The organism is Paenibacillus sp. TSA_86.1 (genome assembly GCF_052691815.1).
Map to the genome: position 1 here is coordinate 135454 of NZ_JBQZGE010000013.1, position 26245 is coordinate 161698.

General features: G+C 46.5%; 22 protein-coding genes and 8 tRNA genes. All 30 read right to left on the bottom strand.

Annotation, left to right across the window (positions count from 1 at the left end; translation table 11 throughout):
• Positions 1–191: 191 nt before the first annotated feature.
• The 30 genes from ACUTVW_RS21145 to ACUTVW_RS21290 all read right to left on the bottom strand — a co-directional run bounded on the left by ACUTVW_RS21145 (position 192) and on the right by ACUTVW_RS21290 (position 26133).
• Positions 192–1937, bottom strand: coding sequence for a hypothetical protein (locus tag ACUTVW_RS21145; protein WP_445647584.1), 1746 nt, complete (start codon positions 1935–1937; stop codon positions 192–194).
• 129 nt (positions 1938–2066) lie between these two features.
• The gene (locus ACUTVW_RS21150) at positions 2067–3020 is read right to left on the bottom strand and encodes a sugar phosphate isomerase/epimerase family protein (RefSeq protein ID WP_445647585.1); all 954 of its coding nucleotides are present in this window, start codon (positions 3018–3020) and stop codon (positions 2067–2069) included.
• Between the two features lie 56 nt (positions 3021–3076).
• Positions 3077–3949 carry a carbohydrate ABC transporter permease gene (locus ACUTVW_RS21155; RefSeq protein ID WP_445647586.1) on the bottom strand — a complete coding sequence of 291 codons (873 nt, stop codon included), beginning with the start codon at positions 3947–3949 and terminating at the stop codon, positions 3077–3079.
• A 75-nt stretch (positions 3950–4024) separates the two neighbouring features.
• Positions 4025–4924 (bottom strand): ABC transporter permease, encoded by a 900-nt coding sequence (locus ACUTVW_RS21160; protein WP_445647587.1) that lies wholly within the window; start codon positions 4922–4924, stop codon positions 4025–4027.
• A gap of 118 nt (positions 4925–5042) precedes the next feature.
• Positions 5043–6647 (bottom strand): extracellular solute-binding protein, encoded by a 1605-nt coding sequence (locus ACUTVW_RS21165; RefSeq protein WP_445647588.1) that lies wholly within the window; start codon positions 6645–6647, stop codon positions 5043–5045.
• Between the two features lie 494 nt (positions 6648–7141).
• Positions 7142–9403, bottom strand: coding sequence for a helix-turn-helix domain-containing protein (locus ACUTVW_RS21170; protein WP_445647589.1), 2262 nt, complete (start codon positions 9401–9403; stop codon positions 7142–7144).
• 264 nt (positions 9404–9667) lie between these two features.
• A complete protein-coding gene (locus ACUTVW_RS21175) occupies positions 9668–10615 on the bottom strand; it encodes a ribose-phosphate diphosphokinase (RefSeq protein WP_445647590.1) in 948 nt (315 codons plus the stop codon).
• Between the two features lie 89 nt (positions 10616–10704).
• Positions 10705–11544 carry a histidinol-phosphatase HisJ gene (hisJ, locus tag ACUTVW_RS21180; RefSeq protein ID WP_445647591.1) on the bottom strand — a complete coding sequence of 280 codons (840 nt, stop codon included), beginning with the start codon at positions 11542–11544 and terminating at the stop codon, positions 10705–10707.
• A 14-nt stretch (positions 11545–11558) separates the two neighbouring features.
• A complete protein-coding gene (gene hisIE, locus ACUTVW_RS21185) occupies positions 11559–12305 on the bottom strand; it encodes a bifunctional phosphoribosyl-AMP cyclohydrolase/phosphoribosyl-ATP diphosphatase HisIE (protein WP_445647592.1) in 747 nt (248 codons plus the stop codon).
• A complete protein-coding gene (gene hisF / locus ACUTVW_RS21190) occupies positions 12298–13059 on the bottom strand; it encodes an imidazole glycerol phosphate synthase subunit HisF (RefSeq protein ID WP_253498773.1) in 762 nt (253 codons plus the stop codon). Before hisF ends, hisIE begins: the two co-directional genes overlap by 8 nt.
• Positions 13060–13089: 30 nt before the next feature.
• Positions 13090–13824, bottom strand: coding sequence for a 1-(5-phosphoribosyl)-5-[(5-phosphoribosylamino)methylideneamino]imidazole-4-carboxamide isomerase (hisA, locus tag ACUTVW_RS21195; protein ID WP_445647593.1), 735 nt, complete (start codon positions 13822–13824; stop codon positions 13090–13092).
• A gap of 62 nt (positions 13825–13886) precedes the next feature.
• Positions 13887–14513, bottom strand: a complete 627-nt coding sequence (gene hisH, locus ACUTVW_RS21200) for an imidazole glycerol phosphate synthase subunit HisH (RefSeq protein WP_445647594.1) — start codon at positions 14511–14513, stop codon at positions 13887–13889.
• A gap of 3 nt (positions 14514–14516) precedes the next feature.
• Positions 14517–15158 carry an imidazoleglycerol-phosphate dehydratase HisB gene (gene hisB, locus ACUTVW_RS21205; RefSeq protein WP_445647595.1) on the bottom strand — a complete coding sequence of 214 codons (642 nt, stop codon included), beginning with the start codon at positions 15156–15158 and terminating at the stop codon, positions 14517–14519.
• Entirely contained in the window at positions 15151–16455 is a 1305-nt protein-coding gene (hisD, locus tag ACUTVW_RS21210) for a histidinol dehydrogenase (RefSeq protein ID WP_445647596.1), read from the bottom strand. The genes hisB and hisD overlap by 8 nt, the downstream gene beginning before the upstream one ends.
• 139 nt (positions 16456–16594) lie before the next feature.
• Positions 16595–17257, bottom strand: a complete 663-nt coding sequence (gene hisG / locus ACUTVW_RS21215; protein WP_445647597.1) for an ATP phosphoribosyltransferase — start codon at positions 17255–17257, stop codon at positions 16595–16597.
• Between the two features lies 1 nt (position 17258).
• A complete protein-coding gene (locus ACUTVW_RS21220; RefSeq protein ID WP_445647598.1) occupies positions 17259–18458 on the bottom strand; it encodes an ATP phosphoribosyltransferase regulatory subunit in 1200 nt (399 codons plus the stop codon).
• 587 nt (positions 18459–19045) lie between these two features.
• Positions 19046–19588: an acyltransferase gene (locus ACUTVW_RS21225; protein WP_445647599.1), complete on the bottom strand. Its 543-nt coding sequence runs from the start codon at positions 19586–19588 to the stop codon at positions 19046–19048.
• Positions 19585–20241 (bottom strand): pyrophosphatase PpaX, encoded by a 657-nt coding sequence (gene ppaX, locus ACUTVW_RS21230; protein WP_445647600.1) that lies wholly within the window; start codon positions 20239–20241, stop codon positions 19585–19587. The genes ACUTVW_RS21225 and ppaX overlap by 4 nt, the downstream gene beginning before the upstream one ends.
• A gap of 6 nt (positions 20242–20247) precedes the next feature.
• Positions 20248–21282: a prolipoprotein diacylglyceryl transferase gene (gene lgt, locus ACUTVW_RS21235; protein WP_445647601.1), complete on the bottom strand. Its 1035-nt coding sequence runs from the start codon at positions 21280–21282 to the stop codon at positions 20248–20250.
• Positions 21283–21475: 193 nt separating this feature from the next.
• Positions 21476–22414 carry an HPr(Ser) kinase/phosphatase gene (gene hprK / locus ACUTVW_RS21240; RefSeq protein ID WP_434748540.1) on the bottom strand — a complete coding sequence of 313 codons (939 nt, stop codon included), beginning with the start codon at positions 22412–22414 and terminating at the stop codon, positions 21476–21478.
• A gap of 405 nt (positions 22415–22819) precedes the next feature.
• A complete protein-coding gene (locus ACUTVW_RS21245) occupies positions 22820–23944 on the bottom strand; it encodes an ABC transporter ATP-binding protein (RefSeq protein ID WP_090924764.1) in 1125 nt (374 codons plus the stop codon).
• 103 nt (positions 23945–24047) lie between these two features.
• A complete protein-coding gene (locus ACUTVW_RS21250; RefSeq protein ID WP_445647602.1) occupies positions 24048–25244 on the bottom strand; it encodes a PucR family transcriptional regulator in 1197 nt (398 codons plus the stop codon).
• A 151-nt stretch (positions 25245–25395) separates the two neighbouring features.
• Positions 25396–25468 (bottom strand) — tRNA-Lys (locus ACUTVW_RS21255).
• Between the two features lie 7 nt (positions 25469–25475).
• A tRNA-Tyr gene (locus ACUTVW_RS21260) sits at positions 25476–25561 on the bottom strand.
• Between the two features lie 11 nt (positions 25562–25572).
• Positions 25573–25645 (bottom strand) — tRNA-Phe (locus ACUTVW_RS21265).
• A 24-nt stretch (positions 25646–25669) separates the two neighbouring features.
• Positions 25670–25747, bottom strand: a tRNA-Asp gene (locus ACUTVW_RS21270).
• Positions 25748–25756: 9 nt separating this feature from the next.
• Positions 25757–25832 (bottom strand) — tRNA-Thr (locus ACUTVW_RS21275).
• Between the two features lie 5 nt (positions 25833–25837).
• Positions 25838–25913: transfer RNA gene (locus ACUTVW_RS21280), tRNA-Val, on the bottom strand.
• A gap of 9 nt (positions 25914–25922) precedes the next feature.
• Positions 25923–25999: transfer RNA gene (locus tag ACUTVW_RS21285), tRNA-Met, on the bottom strand.
• A gap of 42 nt (positions 26000–26041) precedes the next feature.
• A tRNA-Ser gene (locus ACUTVW_RS21290) sits at positions 26042–26133 on the bottom strand.
• Positions 26134–26245: the final 112 nt, after the last annotated feature.

Here is a 26245-nt window from a genome sequence, read left to right on the forward strand (position 1 = left end):
TTGCTTTCATTCATACTCTTCAGTATACCACATCTTTAGGGCCTCTTCGCTATATGTAGTTTCATGTCGTTTATGAAAAAAATACAAAAAATAAAGATGGCATTTCATCCCCGTTTGAATGAATTACCATCTTTATTTCAGGTTCTTGGTTAATCCGTTACTTCTACTTTAAAGAAATGGAGTTTAACCTTCTATTTCGTCAGCGACGGTGAGAGCGTTATAGTTATCGTTTTATCAAACGGAGTCATGAAATTAACCAGTACAATTTTGCAATTCTCAGGCGTCTTAGCTTCACGAACATTTGCCGCCAGATGCCCCATCTCGCCCCCATCAATCTCAAGCCAGTCTTCCCCGCAGCTGTAACGCAACTTGCCGCCTTTCCACAGAATGCTCCCATCACTGGTTTCTATGCCATCCTCACAGCTAAGCTCTCCTTCACTTCCAAATACAAAGGATAACTGCATCATGATGTCCTGCGGTTCCTCTCCGGTCAGATGCATCGTCCATCCGTTCGCGGTCTGCAGCACTTCCGCACCAACATGGAACGTCTGCTCATGTGTGAGTGCCCGGCTCTGATGCGGCAGCAAATACCATGGGCTGATCGATGAAGAAGCTGATGCTGGTAGATCTGCCGAAGGAACAGGACCATAATATCCTTTCTTCTGTTCCCCAGTCAGCCGATATCCCTGAGGGAGACGGGTCATATTTTGCATCGGTACATATCCAGGGTTGAAGTACGAAGCCAATTGAACTGCCAGCAAGCGCACCTTGCCGTGACGAAGTGCAAAAATCGACGGCACCTCCGTCATGACGGTTACGCTGGTCTCTCCATCGCGAATTCGGGCAACCGGGGCACCAAAATCTGTGTGCATACGGCTATGCGAGATTCGTTGATGGTGCCCCACCAAATCGATTCGCTCCAGATACCCCCCCCTAACAAAATGTTCATTAAGCAAAATATTATATTTTTGGGGTAATGTATCTTTTAACCCATTAATCTGCACGAGTTCCGGTTCTAACATTAACTTTACAAGAGCATTCACCGAACACACGCCCGGATCTGTCAAATCGTTCGCTGCCCATGCCGCCATACCTGCAAAAAGCGGATCTGTATCCAGTTTGGCCATAATTGCGTAAGGTAAATAGTAGGAAGACAAGCCATGTATACTGCCCAGATCCTGGCGACCTGAATAATCGGTGACAATTTCCCCTGTAGGGTGTACCAGATATACCATCATCCGAAGGTTCAGACGTACTGGCTCCAGTAATGCAGGGCGGTTTAACAAACGGGCTGCATGAATCAGCATAATATCACTCACCGCATTGTAGATCCCGTTGCTGCGTTCGGTCCACTCCCCATCCGGGGTAATATCAATTCCTTCCGCCAGCCATTGCTCCGCGCGTTGTACTGCTTCCTCTATTCCGAAAATTTCATGTAGAAAACCAAGTGCGGCACATAAAACCCAACGATGGTTTGGTGTATGACAGCCTCCTGTTAACATCACCGGAATCGTCCGTTCCAGAAACAATCGCATATTATCCAGTACAGGCTTCAGTGGAGCCCAATCCTGTTGATTCAAGAGTTGATATAACTGCGAATACCCTACAACAACAAACGCAGTGTCCGGCGGGGAATGATAGTTGGTCCAGCCGGGTGATATCGATCCGTCACTGTGCTGGTGACGCAACACAAACTCACTAGCAAGTCGCAATCTTTCCAGCAAGTCCCCGTCTCGATAATACTTGGAGTCCTGATTAGAAATTGCCGCTCCCCAGAAACACATATCCGTAGGTGTTCCCGTCGTATGATTAACCCAAGCCACACCTGAATAAGGATCGATTGTTCCACCATAGTAACGACTTTCCGGATCAAGTACCTGCCGCTCTATGCCTCGCTCAGTGGCTCTGTCGTTGCTTTCTACCAATTGTCTATACATCTACAGTCCCCCTTCAATCCATGCATTCATTGCCTTCAATCCATACAAATAAAGCCCTATTCAAAAGATAAGATCAGCAGGCTATGCGCTCTTGCAGCCCAAGCCAACCGATCTTATCGCTATACCTATTTATGCTTCTAAATGTGCCATTTTCTGCATCAGCAGATTATGACTTTCGTGAATCGTTTCCGGTTCACAGGCTGACTTCAGTTCATATACCTTCACCTGTGCTTTACGGATCATGGGGAGATATGCATCATAGAAGTGCATATCCTTACTGTGAACGTATGGACACCAGTGATCGGAGAGCCCTAGCGTTTCATGGATATGAACGCCAACGATATCATCCATCAATCCCTGCATCTCACCTACACTATCATACAGTCCCAATCGATCCATCATAATCGCATGACCCGTATCGTACCAGATTCCCACTGGCGCACCCTTGAGAGCCTGAATGATCGTCTTCGCTTCAGCAAGAGTCGGAATCTGTTGTGGTCTTGAGCGAGTTTCGATCCCAAAACGGACATTCAGTCCTTTGGACACCGCCCGGTTGCAAACCTCATCCAGACTGATGATAATTTTCTCAATGTAGCCTGCACTCAGAGCTTCCCGCCGTTCCATTAACTCTGCCCATTTGCTGCGATATTGCGGCGAATCCGTCCCTTCCTCACGGTACAACTTCTCCAGATCCTTGCTGATGTCATGCGGGAAAGGTACTTCACCTGGGTGCACAACAACAGCTTCCCCACCATAACGATGCGCATATTCAGCTGATCCAACCAGCAGATCAATGGCCCGTTTGCGCTTGACTTCATCCTCAAAACCGAGCAGCACAGAATCCGTCCCGTAATCAGGATCAGGATCATGAGGGAATGTGTTGTGCACACTGGATACCCCAATCTCTCCCCGCTCAATCATCGGCTCGATTGTAGTGAGCATTTCCTTCGTCACATTATAGTTAAGCTCCACCCGGCGAAAGCCGAGTCCTGCAATCTCTCGAATCATGTCTTCTCCTACAGGATGCCTCCTGATGTTCCAGCATGTCGAGAATGAGTATTCTCCCTTGTCATTTCCTTGCATAATACATTCCTTCTCCTTCCCTGAATATGAGTTTTAGCATGTATGGGAAGTACGAATTAACCCTTTACTGCTCCCAACATAGAACCGCTGACGAAATACTTTTGCAGCCATGGATATACGAGCAGGATCGGTAACGTTGCAAAGACTACAGTTGCAGCTTTAAGACTCTCAGGTGTTAATCTTGTACGGCTAGCACCCTCAAGCAATGTAAGCTCACTTATCATGTTGTTCTGTACCATTTGGAAGAGCTTCAGTTGCAAAGGATATAACTTCGGATCCGTGATGTACATCAGGGAATCCTGGAAGCCATTCCAGCGTCCCACCGCATAGAACAGACCTAGTGTAGCGAGTACCGGCATAGACAGTGGCAAAATGATTTTAAACAGCGTGTGTACATGAGAACTTCCGTCGATCTCGGCAGACTCTTCCAAACTTTCCGGGATACCGCGAAAGAAGGAAATCAGGATAATCAAGTTAAATGGACTAACTAAGCCTGGTAGAATCAATGCCCAAACCGAGTTGAGCAAATGCAGGTCACGAATTAGCAAATACTCAGGGATGATCCCGCCGCTGAAAAACATCGTAATGATGATGATATACATAAACAGCTTGCGGCCTTTTAATTTTTTCTTCGTTAACGGGTATGCTGCGGCAATGGTAAACAACATACAGAGTATTGTCGTTCCAATCGTAAGAAGCGTTGTAAAACCTAGTGAGTAGAGCATGGAGTTATCCGAAAACACCTGACCATATGCACTCCATGTGAACTCTTTAGGGAAAATTGTAACCTCACCTGACGTAATCGCCCGGTTCGAACTAAGCGATATTGCGATGGTGTGTAGGAATGGAGCAAGACAAAACAGTACGAACAAAGAAATAATGGTGACATTCACAATGTCAAAAATCCGGTTCGAGGTGCGGTCACTCATCTGCGCACAACTCCTTTACTGATGGTCTATAGGTACAACAAGCCCATTGGCACACATTTCACTATTTTTCTGGAATTAGAGAATTCCTTCACCTGTCGTTTTCTTAGAGAGATAGTTGGATCCGAGTACAAAGATCAATCCGACAACTGCCTGGAACAAGCCAACAACGGTTGCAAGAGTATACTGTCCAGACTGTAGACCGACTCTATATACAAAGGTACTAAGTACATCGGAATATTCACGAACAGCCGTATTACCAATAACAAAAGGCCGGTCAAAACCGATGCTGACCATATTTCCGAGATTAAGAATAAGCAGGGTTATAATGGTTGGTTTAATACTTGGCAGTGTAATATGCCAGATTCTCTTCAGCCGCGTTGCACCATCAATCTCAGCTGCCTCGAACAATTCCTTGTTCACGCCGGTTAATGCAGCCAGATATAGAATGGTTCCCCACCCAGCACTTTGCCACACACCTGTGAACAGATAGGTAACAAGCCATGGATTTTTTTCTGTCAAAAACGGAATGGAGTTAAACCCCATACTCTCCAGCAAACCGTTTACCATACCGGATTGATTGCCAAACAATTGGTACACAATCCCCCCGATGATAACCCAGGAGATAAAGTGAGGAATGTACAGAATGGTTTGCGAGATTTTCTTAAACCATTTGAATCTTACCTCATAGAGCATAATCGCCAGAATAATTGGAGCAGGGAATGAAACGATCAGATCAAGAAAATTCAGCATAAACGTATTGCGTAATGTCGTGTAGAAATCGGGCATTGCGAATACTTCGCGAAAAGCATCGAAACCGATCCATTCACTACCGTTGATACCCTGGAACAGGTTGAAATCTTTAAAGGCGATCTGGACACCGTACATCGGTCCGTAACGGAAGATTAAAAAGTAGATTATAGGCAGGGAAATCAGTGCGTATAATTGCCAATATCTTTTCAAATATGTGAGGTTCAAGACGGTTTCCTCCTATCATAAGAAACGTTTGTGCCGCCGATCCGGCGGCACACGTTCCTTTCTAATTCGTAACAGTTGTATGGTTTCTTTTTTTAATATTATCTAAGCGTACTAAGGCTTACTTTCCACCCATACTCTGCAAAGCTTCTTCCAGTTCTTTCTTCAAATCGTTACCGCCCAAGGACATGTAATCAGCCATTTCTTTTTCAAATACAGAGTCGAAATCAGCCGGTTTTGCCATAGCGGATTTTACGATAATGACATCAAGCTTGTCATTGAGTGTGGTACCATATTTCATCTCTGCCGCAATCGGTTTATCAAAGATGATCGGTCCTACTGTATCTGTGTTTGCAATATCAAGAGATTGCTTCAACAGTTCCTGGTTGTTTTTAGGGTAACCCAGAATCCATGCTTTTTCGTTTGTAGCTTGATCTCCGATGTTTTTACCGTTGGAGATAATCGCAAAGTCATTTGCGTTATAGAAACGATCTGCTGCATCTTGGGCTACATCTTCTTTTGCAACCGGAATACCGTCTACCAGATCATAGTTCTCGCCTTTCACACCGCTGATGATATCCATCAGGTTGTTGTCAGACGCCATCCAGTCCAGGTATTTAACCGCTTCCACGGCACGTTCACTGCTTTTCGGAATCATAATGAACAAACCATTAGATCCGTAACGAGACTTGATGTGTTTGTTATCTTCGTTCGGGTTAGTATAGGCATCTAATGGCAGAACTTTGCCGTCCTTTACATTTGCACGCATGAGATCCATTGTAGCCTCTTTACCGAACATAGCATCGGCGTCTTCAGACCAGAAGCCTACATTACCATTTTGAATATCTTTATTCAGTTGCGTTTTGTCTTTATCCAAACTGAAATCTTTACTGATCAAACCTTCATTGTAGAGTTTGTTCAGGAATTGCATGGATTCTTTGAATCCCTCGTGGAGCGGCAATTCATAACGTTGGCCGTATGTTTTATCGCCACTTACAGGTTTGATAAAGGAGTAGATCAGTGTCTCATACTGAGCTGGTGCAAGCGCAAAGCCCATAGGGATGTTTTTGCTTCCCAGTTTCGCTGGATCTTTTTCCTTGAATGCTTTCAATGTTGTGTACAACTCATCCGTTGTCTTAGGTGCTGGCATTCCCAGTTTATCTAACCAATCTTGACGAATATAAGAACTGTAACGGCCAGTGATGGCACGTTTACCCGGAATAGCAAACTGCTTTCCTTCCAACTGTCCAAACTTTAAAGTATCTTCACCCAGGAATTTCTTCAGATTCGGTCCATACTGGTTCACCAGATCACCTACATCTGTCAGACCTCCTTGCTGTGCATAACGGTAAAACACAGTAGAGTCGTAAACAAAGACAACATCCGGAACATCTGAGGCACTAGCCATCAGGACGTTCAGCTTGGTTACTTCCTCGGAACGTTGAACAGGAACAAATTGTACATCAATGTTGTTAGGGTCGCCGAACTTCTCTTGAATCATCTTCGTGAGATAGCTGTTCGTGATCGTGTAAGGCGAAGGGCTGTTACCTCGATCAAAAAGCTCTACTTTTAATGTGACGCGTTTCCCATCACCAGATGCTGCCCCGCCTTCTGCTGATTTGTTGTCTGAAGATCCGCACCCCGCAAGTAGTGAGACACCCATTACTGCTGTAAGTGCCAAACCCATCAACTTCTTTAGACTCCCTTTTCTTGTCATTCTGTTCATCCCCTTTGGCTTTACGTGAATGTTTTAAAGCTTGCCCTGAGTATTCCATACTAATGTGCGCTCTGACAACATACTAAATTCGTGTGGATTGGCAAACGAGTTACGGTTTGCATGGTAGCTTATTTTCGCAGACTGCCTGAATTCCACAAACCCGCATGGGAGCAGGCTTTAGGGGCATTATCCCCCCTTCTCCCCATCGGGTTATGGCAAACCATTTTCCCACACTGACTAAATTCGTATATTACACAAGAACACACCCATGATATATCTTCTGACATAACCATGAAAGTTTCGCGTATGTGTCATGATTTTTCAAGCGCTTTCATTTTTCGGTTTCAAAACTAAATAAACAGGGTGAATCACAATCGATGATCCCCCCCTAATTTATGGAGATTCACGTTGTTGATTCACCCTGATTTATTTAAATATTTGATTAGTCATGTACGAAAACATAACATGTTTTTTCCTGGTTATCTTGAAACAATCACATTCCATTATTCTTCCGACGCTTGTTGATCCTTTTTCATCCGGCGGTAATCTCCAGGTGTAATCCCTGTGACCCGTTTAAATACACGTCCAAGTGTGATGCCGTTCGCATAACCAACCTTCACAGCGATATCCTGTAAAGATTGATCTGTATCGAGCAACAACCTCTCCGTTTCTTTCATCCTCAGCTCAGTCACGAAGTCAACAAACTTCATGTTGAATTCAGTCTTAAACAGATAGCTGGCATGTTTGCCCGAAATCTGAAAACGGTCACTCAGATGTTTAAGCGACAGATCTGGATTGGTGAACTGCTCCTCGATATACTTTTTCATTTCGTTCACCATTGCTTTGTAACTCTTGGTTTCCGTAACGGCAACGTATGTCCGGAACAGATCGGTAAGACTATCAAACAACAATACCTTAACATCCTCTAATGACTCTGCTTCTTCCATTGCATTTAGCCAATTATTGATGTTGTCTTCCGATAGTTCTTTCTGCAATCCTTCTGACATCATGGAAACTTCCCGGCTCAGCATCTGGAGCATCGCCTGAATCAGGGATCGAATCTCATCATCTGGCAGTTTGTTTCGCTCAAATTCCTTGAAAATATCCTCCAGTTGCTCTCTCCACTGACCACTCGACATTCTGAACCGTTTAACAAAGTCTGCAATCATCTGCAAATACGTGTAAGTCTCCAGCAATGGATGCTGCATCTCGTTCGTTTCTGCTTCGCCCACATCACCATTCATCAGGAGCTTCCGCTGCATCACTGCTTCAGCAGCTGTAAACGATTGATGGATTGCTTCGATTCCTTCGGCAACTGGCCCAATACCAAAACTGAGGGAAATTCGAAGATTCTGCTCAACCCAGGATTTGCATTCCTCAGCAACAATTCGGATCTGCTTCGATAAATCCTGACCCTCCTGCCCGTCCTCCTTCGAAAAGAAAAGAATCGCAATACGATCAGCAGTGATCCATTCTGTCCAGCATTGCACTTCCGTATCCCGAGATAGCTCCTGCAATACATTCATCAGAGCGAACTTCAGTGTATTTTGCTCTCCTCTGGTGAATTTCTCTTGAAACCCCTTCTCATATCGGTTAATATCGCCAACAACCACGATAAAGCGAGAAGCTTCATGAGCCCCATCAAATGGGGATACCTCATACAATTGTCCTGCGGCATTGTCCACATGGTCACCATGTAACAGAGCACTAAACAGTTTACTACGCTGCATCAGCACATTTTCGCGACTCTTTTTGTCATAATCCATCATATGATTGATCAGATTTTCAAGCACACCATCGATCATCTTCATCTCGTCCATACGAGCACCGGATTGTTCAAATGCCTTAATCTGTTGGGATTCAATCCGGTTCATGATGATCTGAATCGGCTTATAGTTACGTCGTGTCACATACACGAAGTAGATTATTGCGCAGATGACCGTCAAGATGGCAATGAATACCCAGACATAAGAAATAACAGACACCCAGCCAAACAAATTGCCGGCTTTGATGCCACTAGTAAGGCTCCATCCTAATCTTTCCAAAGATAACTCATTTAATTTGGTACCTTCAGTAGCACTTTCGCTATCCGAATGGGCATCATAGACCACCCTGCCTTCCTGATCGCTTATCGTCAGGAAAGAGAGCTTTCCATTAACCATGCTATCAACACTTTGCTTGATACTGCTCATCTTGATATTGATGACCAATACACCCTCTGAGCCAAATGGCAACGGCATTTCTTTATTTACAGTCAACACTTCTACAGGTGTCCTCTGGAATTCTTCCGGTTCAATCTCCCGAACAGGCTGCCAGCCTTGACCCGTTGTACCGCCTAGAATTTGATCAATCCATGCCTTATCCGAGAAATTTCCCACGTCCCTTGAACCACTTAGCGTTATCACGCGTTCATGTTGCTTGTCATACAGGTATATGGACTGAATCCATGAAGAAGAATTGATCATCTCCCGTAAACTTTGTGCAATAGTATATACTGTATCCGAGTTATAAGGATTGTTATCGTTGAAATAAAGCCTGTATGCTGGCTCATATTGCACTTTTTCTGTCACAGCCAGTTCAATGTCCCGGATCGTATGATCCAGCGTTGTAGCCAGATAACTAGTGGATATCCGGTCAGCCTTCCGTGTTTCCTCTCTGGAAATATCATTAATAAACACAAAGGCAATAAAGATGAGTATCGTCATCGTAAAGAAAAATATAGGGAAATACGAAAAGAGTAACCGATAATACCAAGTTCGCGACAATAGACCCCACTCCTCACTCCACGATGTCAATATCCTACAGCCGTGGTTCTACTGTTTAGTATCCGTAACAAAACCATTCCAGATTCATCTATAATAAAACGCTCTCATTTCTTAATATATATAGTTATTATATCACAAGCGATCAAACAGCCAAGCACGGAATTGAACAGGTAGGGTCAAAACAAAAATACCGTGCTGAGCAAAAAGGCACTCAGACACGGAACGTAAAACCCGATTGGGCTGTAAAACACCCGTTAATTAAAATTAAATACCGGAATCCTTAAACAGCGTAGCCATGGAACCGCCATCTACAATGATGCGGATGGCTCGTGAGAGCATAGGTGCAACGGGTAAAACTTTAAAACAGTCCGGATGATCCTCCGGCAATGCAATCGAGTCTGTTACCACAACCTCGGTAATCGATGGATGATTTAATTTGCTTACTGCTCCATCCGAGAACAAGCCGTGAGTTGCGCAAACATATGCGTTCTCTGCACCCCGTTCCTTTAAACCTTCAACCACATTCACAATGGTTGTACCTGTATCGATCAGATCCTCGATAATGATCGGTGTTCGTCCCTCAACGTCGCCGATCACATGCGTAATGATGGATTCGTTATGACTTGGGCGTTTCTTGATCATGATCGCAAAAGGAGAATCCAGACGATTCGCCAGCTTCTCTGCCATGGATGCTCGTCCTGCATCAGGAGAAACGACTACCGGATTTTTGATTTCTTTGCTAAGCAGGTACTCACTGATCAGATCCAGTGATGTCATGTGATCGACCGGAATGTTGAAGAAGCCCTGAATAGCTGCTGCATGTAGATCAATCGTAACGACCCGGTTCGCTCCGGCTGTCGTTAATACATCGGCTACCATCTTGGCCGAGATTGGCTCACGCGGAGCCGACTTCCGCTCCTGACGAGCATAACCATAATACGGAACAATAATATTCACGGTACGTGCAGAAGCTCGTTTTGCCGCATCGATCATAACAAGCAGTTCGACAAACAGCTCATTAATGGGATGAGACAAAGACTGTATTAAAAATACATCGCAATTGCGGATCGTTTCTTCGTAATGAACGTATATTTCTCCGCTCTTGAACCGGGACAGCTTAATCTTGCCCAGTTGTACTCCCAGCTTATCGCATACCTGTTCTGCAAGCTTAGGGTTAGATGAACCGGAAAAAATACGTAACGAATGCTGCATAATGCCCTCCCGAGGGTTATCCCCTATCATATTCCCTTGTATAGTTAAGTTGAACAATTCAACTCGTATAAAAGGTTCACTTTCCCCTATTATACTCCACTGCTGTCTACATTTAAAGGAATGAACGTACGCTGACGGCTTTCAAACACAGCAACTTGCTCACATCCGAGTTCATGTAAAAGTGCCTCCGCCTCAGGCAAATAATCGCCTAACTTCAAGGGATCATGTGCATCCGACCCCATCGTAAGAGGAATGCCCAAACGAAGCGCCTCGGTTAGCATTCTCCGGCTCGGAAACATCTCAGCACAAGGCTTGGACAAGCCTGACGCATTCAGCTCCATAGCGCAGCCGCTTTTCGCAATGGCTTGCAAGGCCGCATTCTCCAGTGCAATACGTTCCTCGGTCTGCTCAGGCGATGGCACATAACCAAAACGTTTGATCACATCCGCATGTCCGATAATGTCATACAACCCTGTCGCGGCTGCTTTGCTTACAGCATCATAATACTGACGATATACTCCAAGGACATCCTTACCTTCCCAATGGTGGGTCTGCCGAAAATCGGTAATATCCCATTCACCAAGGAAATGTACCGAACCAATGACGTAATCCCATGGATAACGCTCAATAATGGAGCCAATCTCTGTTTCCCAGCCTTCAATATAATCACCTTCGAGGCCTACACGAACATCAATCTGTCCTCGGTACCGCTCCTTCAAGGAGAAGCATTCCTCAATGTATCGAGGCAGTTCATCCATAGGCATAGCCATCTCCGGATAATACGTTGCTGGATCAACATGCAGCAGCGGCATATGATCAGATAGGCCAATCTGGGATAGGCCTATCTCGATTCCACGCTGCACATATTCTTCAAGCTGGCCAACGGCATGCCCGCAGCGTTCATGATGGGTATGGTAGTCTATACGCATTCAGCCTTCGCCTCCTAATCGCGGCGCGGCCGTTCGTGACGGCCACTCAGCTCGGACATGATGTCATCCAGCGGCAGCTTGCGCTCTTGCAGCAACACGAGCAAATGGTACATCAGGTCACTGACTTCGAGACGAAGCTCGTCGTTGTCTTTATTTTTCGCGGCAATAATGGTCTCGGAAGCTTCCTCACCGATCTTCTTCAGGATCTTATCGACACCTTTATCAAACAGATACGTGGTGTACGCACCTTCCGGACGCTCGCGTTCACGCTCTGCAATGACAGATTCCAGCTCAGCCAATACTCCAAAGCGGCTCTCAGCATTAGATGAAGATGTCGTACTGGAGTTTACCACGCTTCCCACTTCTTCTTTTGTGTTTTTCTCCGTTTCATTTGCTGGCAAACCCATAATTTCATTGTGGAAACAGGTCATCGCACCTGTATGACAAGCCGGCCCCTTCGGTTTAACCTCAACCAGCAGCGTATCACCGTCACAGTCATACTTCAAAGAAACGATCTTCTGCACGTTGCCCGATGTAGCTCCTTTATTCCAGAGCTCCTGACGTGAACGTGACCAGAACCAGGTTTCTCCGGATTCCAGCGACAGCTTCAGGGATTCACGATTCATATAAGCCATCATTAACACTTCGCGGGTATCCACATCCTGCACAATCGCAGGAACCAACCCTTCATCCCAGCGGATGTGCTCCACAACCTGCTCCAAGGAGAGTTGTTCCTTGATCTCATCGCTTACTTTAGTCACGGATTTCCACCCCTTGTTCTCTTAATTGTTGTTTTAGTGCCGGTACAGCAATCTCTTTGTAATGAAAAATCGTTGCGGCCAGACCTGCATCCGCTTTGCCTGTTGTGAATACATCGTAAAAGTGAGACTCCTTACCTGCACCACCTGATGCAATAACCGGGATGCTTACCGATTCGGACACGGCTGCGGTCAGCTTCAGATCAAAACCGTCCTTGGTGCCATCAGCGTCCATACTGGTTAGCAAAATTTCTCCCGCGCCAAGCTCTTCGGCTTGTTTAACCCACTCCAATGCTTTAATGCCCGATGGTTTCCGCCCGCCATGGGTGTATACTTCCCACTCGCCCCAAGCCTCGTTATACTTGGCATCTATAGCAACCACGATACATTGCGAGCCAAAGCGGCGTGCGCCATCCGCAATGATCTGCGGATTAAGTACTGCCGCTGTATTAACTGCAATTTTATCCGCGCCTGCACGTAATATACGCTTCATGTCCTCCACTTTGGAGATCCCACCGCCTACTGTAAACGGAATGGCAATCTCACCTGCCGTCTGCCTTACGACTTCCTCCATCGTTTCGCGTCCTTCCACCGAGGCGGAGATATCGAGAAATACGAGTTCATCCGCGCCCTCGCGGTCATACAGTGCCGCCAGCTCTACCGGGTCACCCGCATCGCGGAGATTGACGAAGTTCACGCCTTTAACAACCCGGCCGTCCTTCACGTCCAGACAGGGAATGATTCTTTTTGCCAGCATGCTGCCTCTTCCTCTCTACCCGAATATCCGTTACTTGTTCACCAAACGTACCGCCTCAGCCAGATCAATACTGCCTGTGTACAAGGCCTTACCCACGATTGCCCCGCCAACACCATCAGCTGCATGACGACTCAAGCGAAGCAGATCATCCATCACACTGACACCACCAGATGCAATGACCGTTCGGCCGCTCGCTTTGGCAAGGGACACAATCGCCTCAACATTAGGCCCCTGCATCATACCGTCGCGGGAAATGTCCGTAAAGATAAACGTTTCCGCTCCATAAGCGGCGAGTTCTTTCGCCAGCACCTCAGCCTGTACCTCAGAAGTTTCAAGCCATCCGCGGGTTGCAACATATCCGCCCCGCGCATCAATACCAATCGCCACTTTATCTCCATAACGCCCTAATACTTCTTCCGTAAAAGCACGATCCTCAATCGCCGCTGTGCCAATAATCAATCGGCTCACACCCAGCCCTAACAAACGTTCCACATCTGCTACCGTACGGAGCCCGCCGCCTACCTGCACAGGTACATTCACTACGGACGCAATACGTCCAATCAGCTCATCGTTGACCGGGTGTCCCGCTTTTGCCCCATCCAGATCCACCAGATGAACATATGTACCGCCCTGCTTCTCCCATTCAACTGCAACCTGAACCGGATCATCGTTGTATACTGTCTCTTGATTATAATCTCCTTGCACCAGTCTTACACATTTGCCGTCCCGGATATCAATCGCCGGATATAGGATAAAAGATGACATACAAAGCCTCCTGAGTATGGATTAGATTGAAATTTATTTAATTTACTAGAATAGCAATTAAATTACGCTGATCCCGATGCACCCGTCAAAGACAGAAAATTGCCAAGCAGTTTCATGCCAAGCTCACCACTCTTCTCAGGATGGAACTGCATGCCAAAGTTGGATCCTCCGCCCACAATCGCTGTAACCGGATGTCCGTAATCCGTAACGGCCAGCAGATCGCCTTTATTCTCCGTAAGCGCATGATATGAGTGTACAAAATATACATGACCTGCGTCCAAACCCGCGAATAGCGGATTGTCGGGGTGTAGAAATTCTAAACGGTTCCACCCCATATGCGGAACCTTCAGTTCACTTGGTGCGAAGCGCACCACTTTTCCCGGTAAGATGTCCAGTCCCTCATGTTCGCCGTGCTCCTCACTTGAGCTGAACAACAGCTGCATGCCCAGACAGATGCCCAGAAGCGGTTTTGTTCCAGCAGCTGCTTCTTTAACGACTGCATCCAGACCTGTTTCTCGCAAATGCACCATTGCATCACCGAAGGCACCAACCCCTGGCAAAATAACACCATCTGCTGAGAGGATAGCTTCCCGATCACCCGTAACCAGCGCTTCATAGCCAAGACGTTCGACCGCTTTGCCGACGCTGTGCAGGTTCCCCATACCGTAATCGACAATTGCAATCGCCATCGCCTACAGCACTCCCTTCGTGGAAGGCACACCTGTTACTCGTGGATCGATCATCGTCGCTTCATCCAGCGCACGTCCGAGAGCCTTGAAGACGGCTTCGATCATATGATGTGTGTTTTGACCGTAGTGCACAATGACATGCAGCGTAATCCGCGCTTCGAGTGCCAGTTTCCACAAGAATTCATGCACCAGCTCAGTCGAAAAACTGCCTACTTGTTGTGACGGGTACTCGGCACGGTATTCAAAGTGCGGACGGTTGCTCACATCGATGATAACCTGAGCGAGTGCTTCGTCCATCGGTACAAATACGCTAGCATAACGCTTAATGCCACGTTTGTCGCCCAACGCTTGATATAACGTCTGTCCCAGACAGATGCCGATATCTTCAACCGTGTGGTGATCATCGATATCAATGTCTCCGCGAGCCTGTACGTTCAGATCAAACTGGCCGTGCTTGGTAAACAGATCAAGCATATGGTTCAGAAACGGCACATCCGTTTCAATATTGGATTGTCCTGTGCCATCCACGTTGAATGATAGCTGAATATTGGTTTCGTTCGTTTTGCGGTCGACCTCTGCCTGGCGAACTGTACCTTGATGTTGAAGCTCCACACTCTGGTCTGCATTCTTATTCTGATTATCCATTATCCGATTCCGCCTTTCCTTCCTGTTCTAAACGTACAGCGATTGCACGAGCATGTCCTTCTAACCCCTCATGGCGAGCTAACTCAATAATGGCCGCGCCGTTCTGCAGCAAAGCCTCTTTACTATAATATATCAAGCTTGATTTTTTGATAAAATCATCCACGTCCACCGGTGAACTGAACCGGGCGGTTCCGTTCGTTGGAATAATGTGATTCGGCCCAGCAAAATAATCACCCACCGGCTCGGAACTATACGGCCCGAGGAAGATGGCTCCAGCATTCTCGATCCGTCCGGCGTAAGCCATCGGCTCCTGCACCATGATCTCCAGATGCTCCGGTGCAAGCCGGTTCACAACATCGATTCCCTCATCAATGGAATCGACCACGATGATCGCGCCATACTGCTCCACCGAAGCAGCAGCGATATCGCGCCGCGGCAGCACATGCAGCTGCCGCTGCACCTCGGCCTGCACGGCTTCCGCCAGCGTGGCCGAATTCGTGACGAGAATGGCCGATGCCATCTCGTCATGCTCCGCCTGCGACAACAAGTCCGCGGCGACATACACCGGGTTCGCCGTATTATCGGCGAGTACCACAATCTCACTCGGCCCGGCGATACTGTCGATATCGACTGCCCCATATACCTCGCGCTTCGCGAGCGCCACGTAGATATTCCCCGGTCCACAGATCTTGTCGACCGGTGCAATGCTCTCCGTGCCGTAAGCGAGGGCGGCGATAGCTTGCGCGCCGCCAACCCGGTACATCTCGTTCACGCCCGCTTCCGCGGCAGCCACGAGAATGTACGGGTTAATGCCTTCCCCACCGTTTGTCGACGGCGGTGTGACAAGCACAATCTCCGGCACGCCTGCAACCTGTGCCGGAATCACATTCATCAGCACCGACGATGGATACGCTGCTTTCCCCCCAGGGACATACACGCCGACTCGCTTCAGCGGCCGAATAACCTGGCCGAGCAGACTGCCATCCGGCTGCCAGTCCATCCACGAATTGCGTTTCTGCTTCTCATGAAACGCACGAATGTTGACGGCGGCTTGACGAATCGCCGTCACAAAAGATGGCTCCACGGCTGCATATGCCGCCTGGAGCTCCTCCTGCGGCACGCGCAATTGCGCAGCCGTCAGCTTCGTGCGGTCCAGCTGCTCCGTGTAACGCAGCAGTGCCGCATCACCCTCCCGGCGAATGTCACCGACAATGCGCCGTACCGTTTCATTTTGCTCTGGCGTGCCGTACTCCACTTCCCGCTTCAGATCAAATTCCCGTGCTGGTACAATCTTCACACGTACAACCTCCTTACGTATCGATTTCCTATTGGTGCGTATATGTTAACGTCACTTGACTACTTCATTGTAAGTGCATACTTAACTATCCATTATCCCTGTTCACGGATCTATTCGCTATCATTCTTCACTGATCTGTTCATGATCTTCTCGAACTTCCCGCAGATACTTCATTCCCGTCAGGAATCACCAATTGAAGTGCATCACACAGCGCCTGAATCCGGGCATTTTTCATTCGATAACTAACGCGATTCGCAATAAGACGGCTGGTAATGTTCAGAATTTCCGTCATTTCCACAAGTCCATTCTCACGCAGTGTCTGCCCTGTCTCAACCAGATCGACGATTCGATCAGCCAGTCCAATCAGGGGAGCAAGCTCGATCGAACCATTCAGCTTAATAACCTCAACCTGCTGCCCTTGCTCACGGAAATACTGGGACGCGATTCGCGGATATTTGGTCGCCACTCGCTGCTGGATACCTGCCTTCCAGTCCGGTAGCCCAATCACCGACATACGGCACTGGGCAATGCCCAGATTCAGCAGTTCATACACATCCCGATCTTCCTCAAGCAACACATCTTTCCCGACAATGCCGATATCGGCAACACCATACTCCACGTATGTTGGCACATCCACAGGTTTGGCCATAATGAACTCCATCCCGGCTTCTGGTACCTCAATGACCAGTTTGCGTGTATCATCCACGTCCTCAGGAATATCCAGACCTGCCTCGCGGAACAATTTGGAGGCCTTTTTATAGATGCGGCCTTTGGGCATTGCCACCTTTAGAATATCCGACATCTCAGTGTCCTCCTTTTTGCGATCCATAGATGATGACCTGTTCATCCTGCCCTGTAGATGTTTCGCTCGTTACAGGCGTCGTCTCTTCCTTTTTATCAGCAAGAAGAGATGTAACTACATTTTGACCCAAACTGCGTAATCTCGCTGCTTCGGCCAATGCCTCAGCACGGCGATCCGGGCTATATTCAATACGTACCGGTTTCGTCTCTTCAATAGTAATGCCATGGACACCATCAATAATCCGGTTTGTTTTTAATGCAAATCCCGTAGCCGGAAGAGCTCGCCCGAACTGCTGCAACAGATTGTCATATCGTCCGCCGCTACACACAGGTGATCCCAGCTCTGCCGCGTAACCTTCAAATGTCATGCCTGTATAATAGGAGAAATCCCCGATCATCGTCAGATCAATCAACACATGCTCGGAGACACCGTAAGCCTCCAACACTTCAAATACCGCACACAGATGTGCAATGGATTGTGCAGCTTCAGCACTTGAGCTAAGTTCGCTCGCATGTGTGCAGATTTCTTTCCCGCCACGCAGACGCAAAATCGCTTCAAGCTGCTGTTTCTGCTTAGATTCCAGGCTCAATGCTTCAATCGATTGGCGGTAGCCCACGTAATCACGTCCAAGCAAACCTTCCTTCAATTGCTCCTGCTCAGCGGTCTGCCCCGGAATTACTTCTTCCAGCAGTCCATTCAAAAATCCCATATGTCCCATCGCTATCTTAAAGGAAGACACACCCGCGGCCTGCAAAGAGGCAATCGCAAGTGCAACCACTTCAGCATCTGCCTCAGGTGAATCGTCCCCAACAAGTTCAACACCTGTTTGGAAAAATTCAGCCTCACGTCCGGCCTCCTCTTCAATGGAACGAAATACATTCGCATGATAGGATAGACGCAGCGGCAACGCCTCATCTTTGAGCATCGATGATACGACACGTGCAATTGGAGCTGTCAGATCAGAGCGCAGAACCAGTGTCGTTCCCCGGCTGTTCAACAATTTAAACAATTTGCGATCCGATGTAGAGCTAGCCACTCCTACCGTGTCGTAATATTCAATCGTTGGAGTTATGATCTGGCGATAACCCCAGCGCTCCATGCACTCCAGTACATTTCGTTCAATCTTACGCAGCTTGGATACCACATGTGGTGTATAGTCACGGAAGCCCGTTGGTTTTTCAAAGCCTTTTGGTTTGGACATGGATATAATTCACCCCGAGTCGAGAATTTGGATTGTTATATAAGTTGACTGAAGATATTTGCATACTCACTTTGATGACAGAAGTTATATAACTGCTTTACCTTTTAAAAGCTCTATCTCAACAGGATTTATGTATGACAAATCCCCGTTCTATGTTAGTTACCCTAATTTACAGCAAAGCCATTTCCCCTAGCTCAACGAAGGCTCCACCTTTTACATTAATAACTCGTTTTCTCTATAGAATGATTGTCCTCTTTAGTCTCAATTACTTTCACATGGTAAAGTGCTAACAAACTAAAGGATATGGGATATGATAACATGGATTCCGTTGTATCGTCAACAAACTTAGGCTATGACTGCTCTTGGCAACCTATCTTGGCTAGGCAACCTTATCATTTCCATATCTTAATGCCCCTCACCGTTTGCTTCAATTCAAGTTTTGTATACGAAAAAAGCTGCCCTCAGCAGCTCTTCCCTCCATACATCCGTTCATAAAACGATTCATGTATTGGTCATGTATCACCGTGTATCACTTCATACACCCTCTGTTATATCCCTTAAACTGGAAAACGTAATGACCTCTTCACTTAATGCAACTTGCGCTGAGAAGGTTCATCCGTTTTGAACACCATTTCTTCTGTCGACTCTGCCGAACGTGACAAATCACGCAAAGGATTTCCTCCAACAAAAGCCCCTGGGGCAACATCCTTATGTACCACAGCCCCGGCAGCCACTACCGCTCCATCCCCGATCGTTATCCCTGGAAGAATCGTTGTATTCGCTCCGATCAGGACGTTATCTCCGATAATGACTTCACCAAGCCGGTACTCCTTGATAAGATACTCGTGAGCCAGAATCGTGGTATTATAACCAATCACCGAGTTTTCACCAATCGTTATTTTTTCCGGAAAAAATACATCCACCATCACCATCAGGCCAAAGGCCGTATGTTTCCCTACCTTCATACCGAGAATACGCCGATAAATCCAGTTCTTGAGAGGCAAAACAGGGCAGTACCGTGACAACTGAATCCAGATAAAATTATGAACGCCCTTCCACGGACTCACTGTCTTGTAGATATGCCAAAGCGCATTTTGGCTGTCCACCGGATAGCGGGTTACTTTTCTCATGAACGGCCTGTTCCTGCAAGAACCATATCCAGCAAGTCCCTCATATCATGCAAAATGTAATCCGGCTTATACCCGCTCAGCACTTGCTCTCCTTTAAGCGACCAGGGTACCCCAGCGGAGAGAGCCCCTGCATTTTGTGCCGATTGAATATCGACAGGACTGTCACCCACCATCAAGGTGCGCGCAGGATTAGACCCCAGCTCCGCCATCGCTTTCTGCACCGGTTCGGCATGAGGTTTAGGATGAGTTACATCCGTCACGGTCACAATGGATTTCATATATTTCAGCAAATCAAAGCGCTCCAGCACCTTTAATGTAGAAGGACGAATTTTGGTCGTCACCACACCCATCGTAATACCTGCTTGATCCAAAGCCTCAACCACCTCGATTACGTGGGGAAAAGGTCTAACCATCGCTTCATGGTGGATATCATTATAAGCCCGATAACCTTTGACGTACTCCGATACCTCTTCCTGACCTGAAAAGGTTCGCATTTGTTGCTCCAATGTGCCTCCCATATGCGGAATAATCTGTTCCCTTGTCCATGGGGCAGCATGATTCCAGCCTTGCATTACATGCAGAAAGGAATTGATAATCAGCTCATTGGTATCAATAATCGTTCCGTCCAGATCGAACAGTACCGTGTTAATCACGTTGCATTACTCCTTTTTATCTTCAACTTGCTTCGAATCATCTTGAGCAGAGCTTGGTATGGTTGTTACCTTCTCCTCTTCACCAGTTACCGTTGCCGTATGTCCAATGTCATCTACAGCAACTTTTGATGAGACAATCGGATCACTGTATCGTGCATCTGCTTTCCCCGTCAATCTTCTCACAACAATAAACACAACAGCAGCAACAATAATGCCTATTGCAAGCAGCTGTGAAATTCGCACGTTACCGTACGCGGGATCTAAATATCCTTGTTCGAAGCCGAGTGCAGTCATTGGAGACCATAATCCGTTCACGAATGAAGCGACCCATTCCGGAGCCTGGAATGCCAGACTATCCGTACGCACAGCTTCAATGAAGAATCGTCCAATGGAATACCAGATGAAATAAGACATGAACATTTCACCTGCACGCATGAACTTTTGACGACGAAGCACCAGCAACAGGATCAACCCTGCAAAACTCCATACGGATTCATACAGAAAGGCTGGATGATGAAATACACCTTCCACGTTCATTTGATTTACAATAAAGTCTGGCAAGTGCAGCTTGTCTCTTAAAAATGATTCCTCTACAGGACCGCCATACGCCTCTTGGTTGACAAAGTTACCCCAACGTCCGATCATCTGTCCAACGATCAGTCCAGGTGCACAGATGTCCGCCATACGCCAGAAGTTATATCCTTTACGACGGAAGAAAATGACTGCACATATAATGGCACCAATCAGTGCGCCGTAGATCGCAATACCGCCATTCCATATTTTAAAGACATCCCAGAAGTTGTCCTTATAATCTTCCCACTTAAATGCCACGTAATAGATCCGGGCTCCAATAATTGCAGAAGGTACACCTAGCAAAACCATATCCATGAACACTTCTTGCGGAATATTAAATCGTTTGCCCTCCCGAATAACAAGCAGCAACCCTAACAGCGCCGCAGTACCCAAGATAAGCCCATACCAGTGAACCTTTAAAGCGCCAATAGAGAACGCAATCGGGTTCAACAGTAATAATGTATCCATTCATTCACACTCCTATCAATTCACATCGGTAAGCATGCCAGTTGGAGCCTGCAACAACCTTCATGTTAGAAAGCGCGCAGACTGCCAAATGTCATGCTTCATGAAAACATTAAACTTTATATTTATAGCCCATTGCCTGGTATTTTCCTACCCTACTATTCCAGCTGATTGGTGCAACTTTTCTTCGTTCATCCTAGTCCATATCTTCCATATCTTCTGAAATGGTTGCTGTCAGCTTGTTCGTGAATTGGAGTGCAGCATTAAGTCCCATCTGTTTCAAACGATAGTTCATACCCGCCACTTCAATAATTACAGCTAGATTTCGTCCAGGACGAACCGGAATGGTAACCAGAGGTACATCGGTATCGATAATACGTGTGGTCTCTTCATCCAATCCCAGACGGTCATACTGTTTATCCTGTTGCCATGCTTCAAGACGAACAACCAATGTGATTCGTTTATTATTCCGTACAGCTCCCGCACCAAACAAAGTCATCACGTTGATAATACCGACACCCCGGATCTCAAGCAGGTGACGAATTAATTCCGGTGCCGTGCCGTGAAGTTGAAAGTCGGACGTTTGGCGGATTTCTACAGCGTCATCGGCAATCAAGCGGTGACCGCGTTTAACAAGTTCAAGAGCGGTTTCACTTTTACCAATACCACTGCTGCCTGTGATCAACATACCTACACCATATACATCACACAATACACCATGAATAGTAGCTGTTGGTGCCAGCTTTCCTTCCAGAAAGCCAGTAATGCGGCTGGAAAGAATGGTTGTCGCCATGTTGCTGCGGAGTACAGCCAGATTCTGCTCTTCACTTATATCAATCAGTTCCTGTGGAACTTCCAGTCCGCGTGTCACTACAATACAAGGTGTCTCCTCTGTACAAAGACGCTGCATACGTTCACGACGATCTTGTTCAGGCAGCATTGCAAAAAAGGCCAGCTCTGTTCTTCCTAGCAGTTGTACTCGTTCTTTTGGATGATATTCAAAGTAACCGGCCATCTCCAGTCCAGGACGGTTAAGATCATCTACTGTGATGAATCTTTTCAGTCCCTGAGACCCCGAAACCACTTCCATCTGAAACTGCTGTACCAATTCGGATACTTTCACTTTTTTCGCCATTTTTCTCTTCCTTTCAGCATTCGCTGTGCCTCTATGTACCTCAACTCGTGTATCATTTCTTTCCATTATTAGCGTATTCACAACAGGACTCATCATCAGGTCGTTTCGTCTTTAAGATGTTGATCTTTTGTGCTCCAACGTACAGCATTTTAAGGACAGACCTTCAAATAATCTTAAATGAATTTTGGATCGAATGCAATCGCAGACTCCCCGCTATCCCTGCTTCTCATTAATAAACGCCTCTTGATGAAAAACGGTACTGAACCTGCTTCTCCACTAAAATAATTATGCGTCCAATAATCTTGAAAAAAGCCCCTTCCAGCAAAAACGGAAGGGGCTCGATTTACATTATATAATTGCGTTACTGCCAGATTCCATCGTTGCCGAGGACCCTGAGTAGTAGGATTAGTCTTGAAGGAGTACGTTAACTTCGGATTCTTTGTCAAAGATATGAACTTTGTTCATGTCAATGGCCATTTTAACTGTTGAACCATCACGAGTGTTGGAACGTCCGTCTACACGTGCGATTGTAGTGTCGTTACCTACACCGCTCAAGTAGAGGAGCATTTCGTGACCCAGGTTCTCTGTTACATCTACGTGAGTAGAGAATACAGAGTTCGGGGAAGCTTCCAGGAATACTGGCTCTTCGTGAATGTCTTCTGGACGAACACCCAGAATAACTTCTTTACCAACATATCCTCTGGATTTCAACACTTGTGCTTTACCTTGCGGGATTTCAACGTCCACGCCAGGAGCTACGAAGTGAAGACTTGCACCTTGCTCAGCCAGTTTACCCGAGATGAAGTTCATTGTCGGGGAACCGATGAAACCAGCTACGAACAGGTTCGCTGGGTGGTTATAAAGCTCTTCTGGAGAAGCAGCTTGTTGGATGATACCATCCTTCATAACTACGATCCGGTCACCCATCGTCATTGCTTCGATCTGGTCATGCGTTACGTAGATAACAGTTGTTTCCAAACGTTTAGCAAGCTTAGTGATTTCCGCACGCATCTGTCCACGTAGTTTAGCATCCAAGTTGGAAAGTGGCTCATCCATCAAGAAGACTTGTGGATCACGGACAATCGCACGTCCCAAAGCGACACGTTGACGTTGACCACCGGACAATGCTTTAGGCTTACGCTCAAGCAAATGCTCGATGTCGAGGATTTTAGCTGCTTCACGTACACGTTTGTCGATCTCATCTTTTTTAACCTTACGCAATTTCAGACCAAATGCCATGTTTTGATATACGCTCATATGCGGATACAAGGCATAGGATTGGAATACCATCGCGATATCGCGGTCTTTAGGTGCAACATCATTAACGACACGGTCACCGATATAGAGTTTACCTTCAGAAATTTCCTCAAGGCCTGCGATCATACGCAGTGTTGTTGATTTACCACAACCGGACGGACCTACCAGTACCAAAAACTCTTTATCTTTAATGTCCAGGTTAATGTCAACTACAGTTGCTTTATCAGAACCCGGGTATTTTTTGAAAATATGCTCTAAACGTACTCCTGCCATGATTGTTGCCTCCTCAGAGATCATTTTGTAATCGAATACAATTTGTATATTTATAATACCCTATCCCTTGGTTATCTGACTATTCGCAAACTGCACAAAAATATCAAACCTTTTTCGTCACTTTGTACATTAGCAATAAAAGTTGCACAACAATCGCGCCTTTGAAGTGTCTAACATCATAACCAATCTCCTGTTTGATCTTATCCAGACGATACACCAGCGTATTGCGATGGATAAATAAACGCTTCGCTGTCTCACTGACGTTACAGTCCAGAGTAAAGAAAGTTTCCAGTGTAGCCAGCGTCTCGCTGTCATTAAAGATTAGTGTACCCTTGCCAGTATCGCGAATAAAGCGCAGCCTTTGGTGCTCCGATATACTATCCACTAATTGCTCCAGCTGCAAATCCCATGGAAGATGAATGTGCTGTGTAACATGGAAGGAACGTCCAAGATACATACTTTCCTGGAGTAGGGCCGTCACCTGAACCAGCGCTTCTTTTGGATTACACGGCAGTGAAGCAGAAAGATGAAATACTCCTGCGAACTCACTGGCAACCAGCTCATATAATCCCATACAAAACGCATTGAGCGAATCTTTCCTCGCCTCCGCTGTGTCTTCATCTGCCTCACCGGTGACAATTTCTTCATCCCCCATGAAGAGCCATTCCTGTTTTCCAAGTGGAATTAATGTAATCCCTTCACCAAAATAGCTTTCCAACAGCTTATTCAATACTTTCGTGTCCACACGCTGTGAATCCGGGGTCTCACCTTGCAACAGAAAAAGAACCTTCTCTTCCTGAAATCCCGCGATAGAAGTGAATGGATCGGGCAATGGTTCCGGACTGCCTGTCTGATAAGCCTTAATCTGCTCTTGAAGCCATACTCCAAGTGAGGATAGTTGTTTGTCGGTATCATTCACAAGTTGCGGTGCGTCACCACTAAGAGTTGACCTTGCATTGCTGAGAATCAGTAACTCGATCAAGCGACGATTCTCCATTGTAATTGATCCAGCATCACATGCCCAGCACACAATGCTTTTTTCTTGCTCATTCATGGCAACTTTAAAAAAAATACGCTCACCATTGTGTAAACTTACAATATCTGATGAAATGGTTGAATCTGCTTCAGACTCAAATTTTTCTTCACCAGCTTCGCTTTGCATGATCTGTGATTTATTTTCGTCCAAACCCATCAGATTATCAATAGATTGCATCCACTCATGCAATGTGATTTCATATTCGTCCAATGTGGTGTTTATAACGAATTCAATTTGCTGTTTTAAATCAGGTATGAGCTTCATATAATGAACGTCACCACTCTGCTTTATTTTTTATCATTAGTTTATCATATCTTGGTGTGTGGCGCTCTTTATCCAGTAGTTTGAACTATTTCTGTCCATGCAAAAAAAGAGTGATCGATCAAATTAATGATCGATCACTCTTTATTTAAGATGAGTCATGAAGGATTCGAACCTTCGACACCCTGATTAAAAGTCAGGTGCTCTACCAACTGAGCTAATGACTCATAAAACTGGTGGAGGATGATGGATTCGAACCACCGAACCCGTACGGGAGCAGATTTACAGTCTGATGCGTTTGGCCACTTCGCTAATCCTCCAGGATTAAAGGTGGCTCGGGACGGAATCGAACCGCCGACACGAGGATTTTCAGTCCTCTGCTCTACCGACTGAGCTACCGAGCCATATTATATTTAATTAAGAATTAATGGCGGAACCGACGGGATTCGAACCCGCGATCTCCTGCGTGACAGGCAGGCATGTTAGGCCAACTACACCACGGTTCCAGGCATTAATGGTGCCGGCGAGAGGACTTGAACCCCCAACCTACTGATTACAAGTCAGTTGCTCTACCAGTTGAGCTACACCGGCGTATATGGTGGAGGCTGAGGGGATCGAACCCCCGACCCTCTGCTTGTAAGGCAGATGCTCTCCCAGCTGAGCTAAGCCTCCTGGGTAATATGGTAGCGGCGGAGGGGATCGAACCCCCGACCTTACGGGTATGAACCGTACGCTCTAGCCAGCTGAGCTACACCGCCATATTATTAATGTTTGATTGCTTGTCCATCTTTAGGTAAAGATGGCGGAGAGAGAGGGATTCGAACCCTCGCACCGATTACTCAGCCTAACCCCTTAGCAGAGGGTCCCCTTATAGCCACTTGGGTATCTCTCCAAAGACAATCTAAACGTTTTTCAAGGATTGCTCCTTGAAAACTAGATTCGAAACGAAACTCACGCAAATTTGAACTTGCTATTGGATAAGCCCTCGACCGATTAGTACTGGT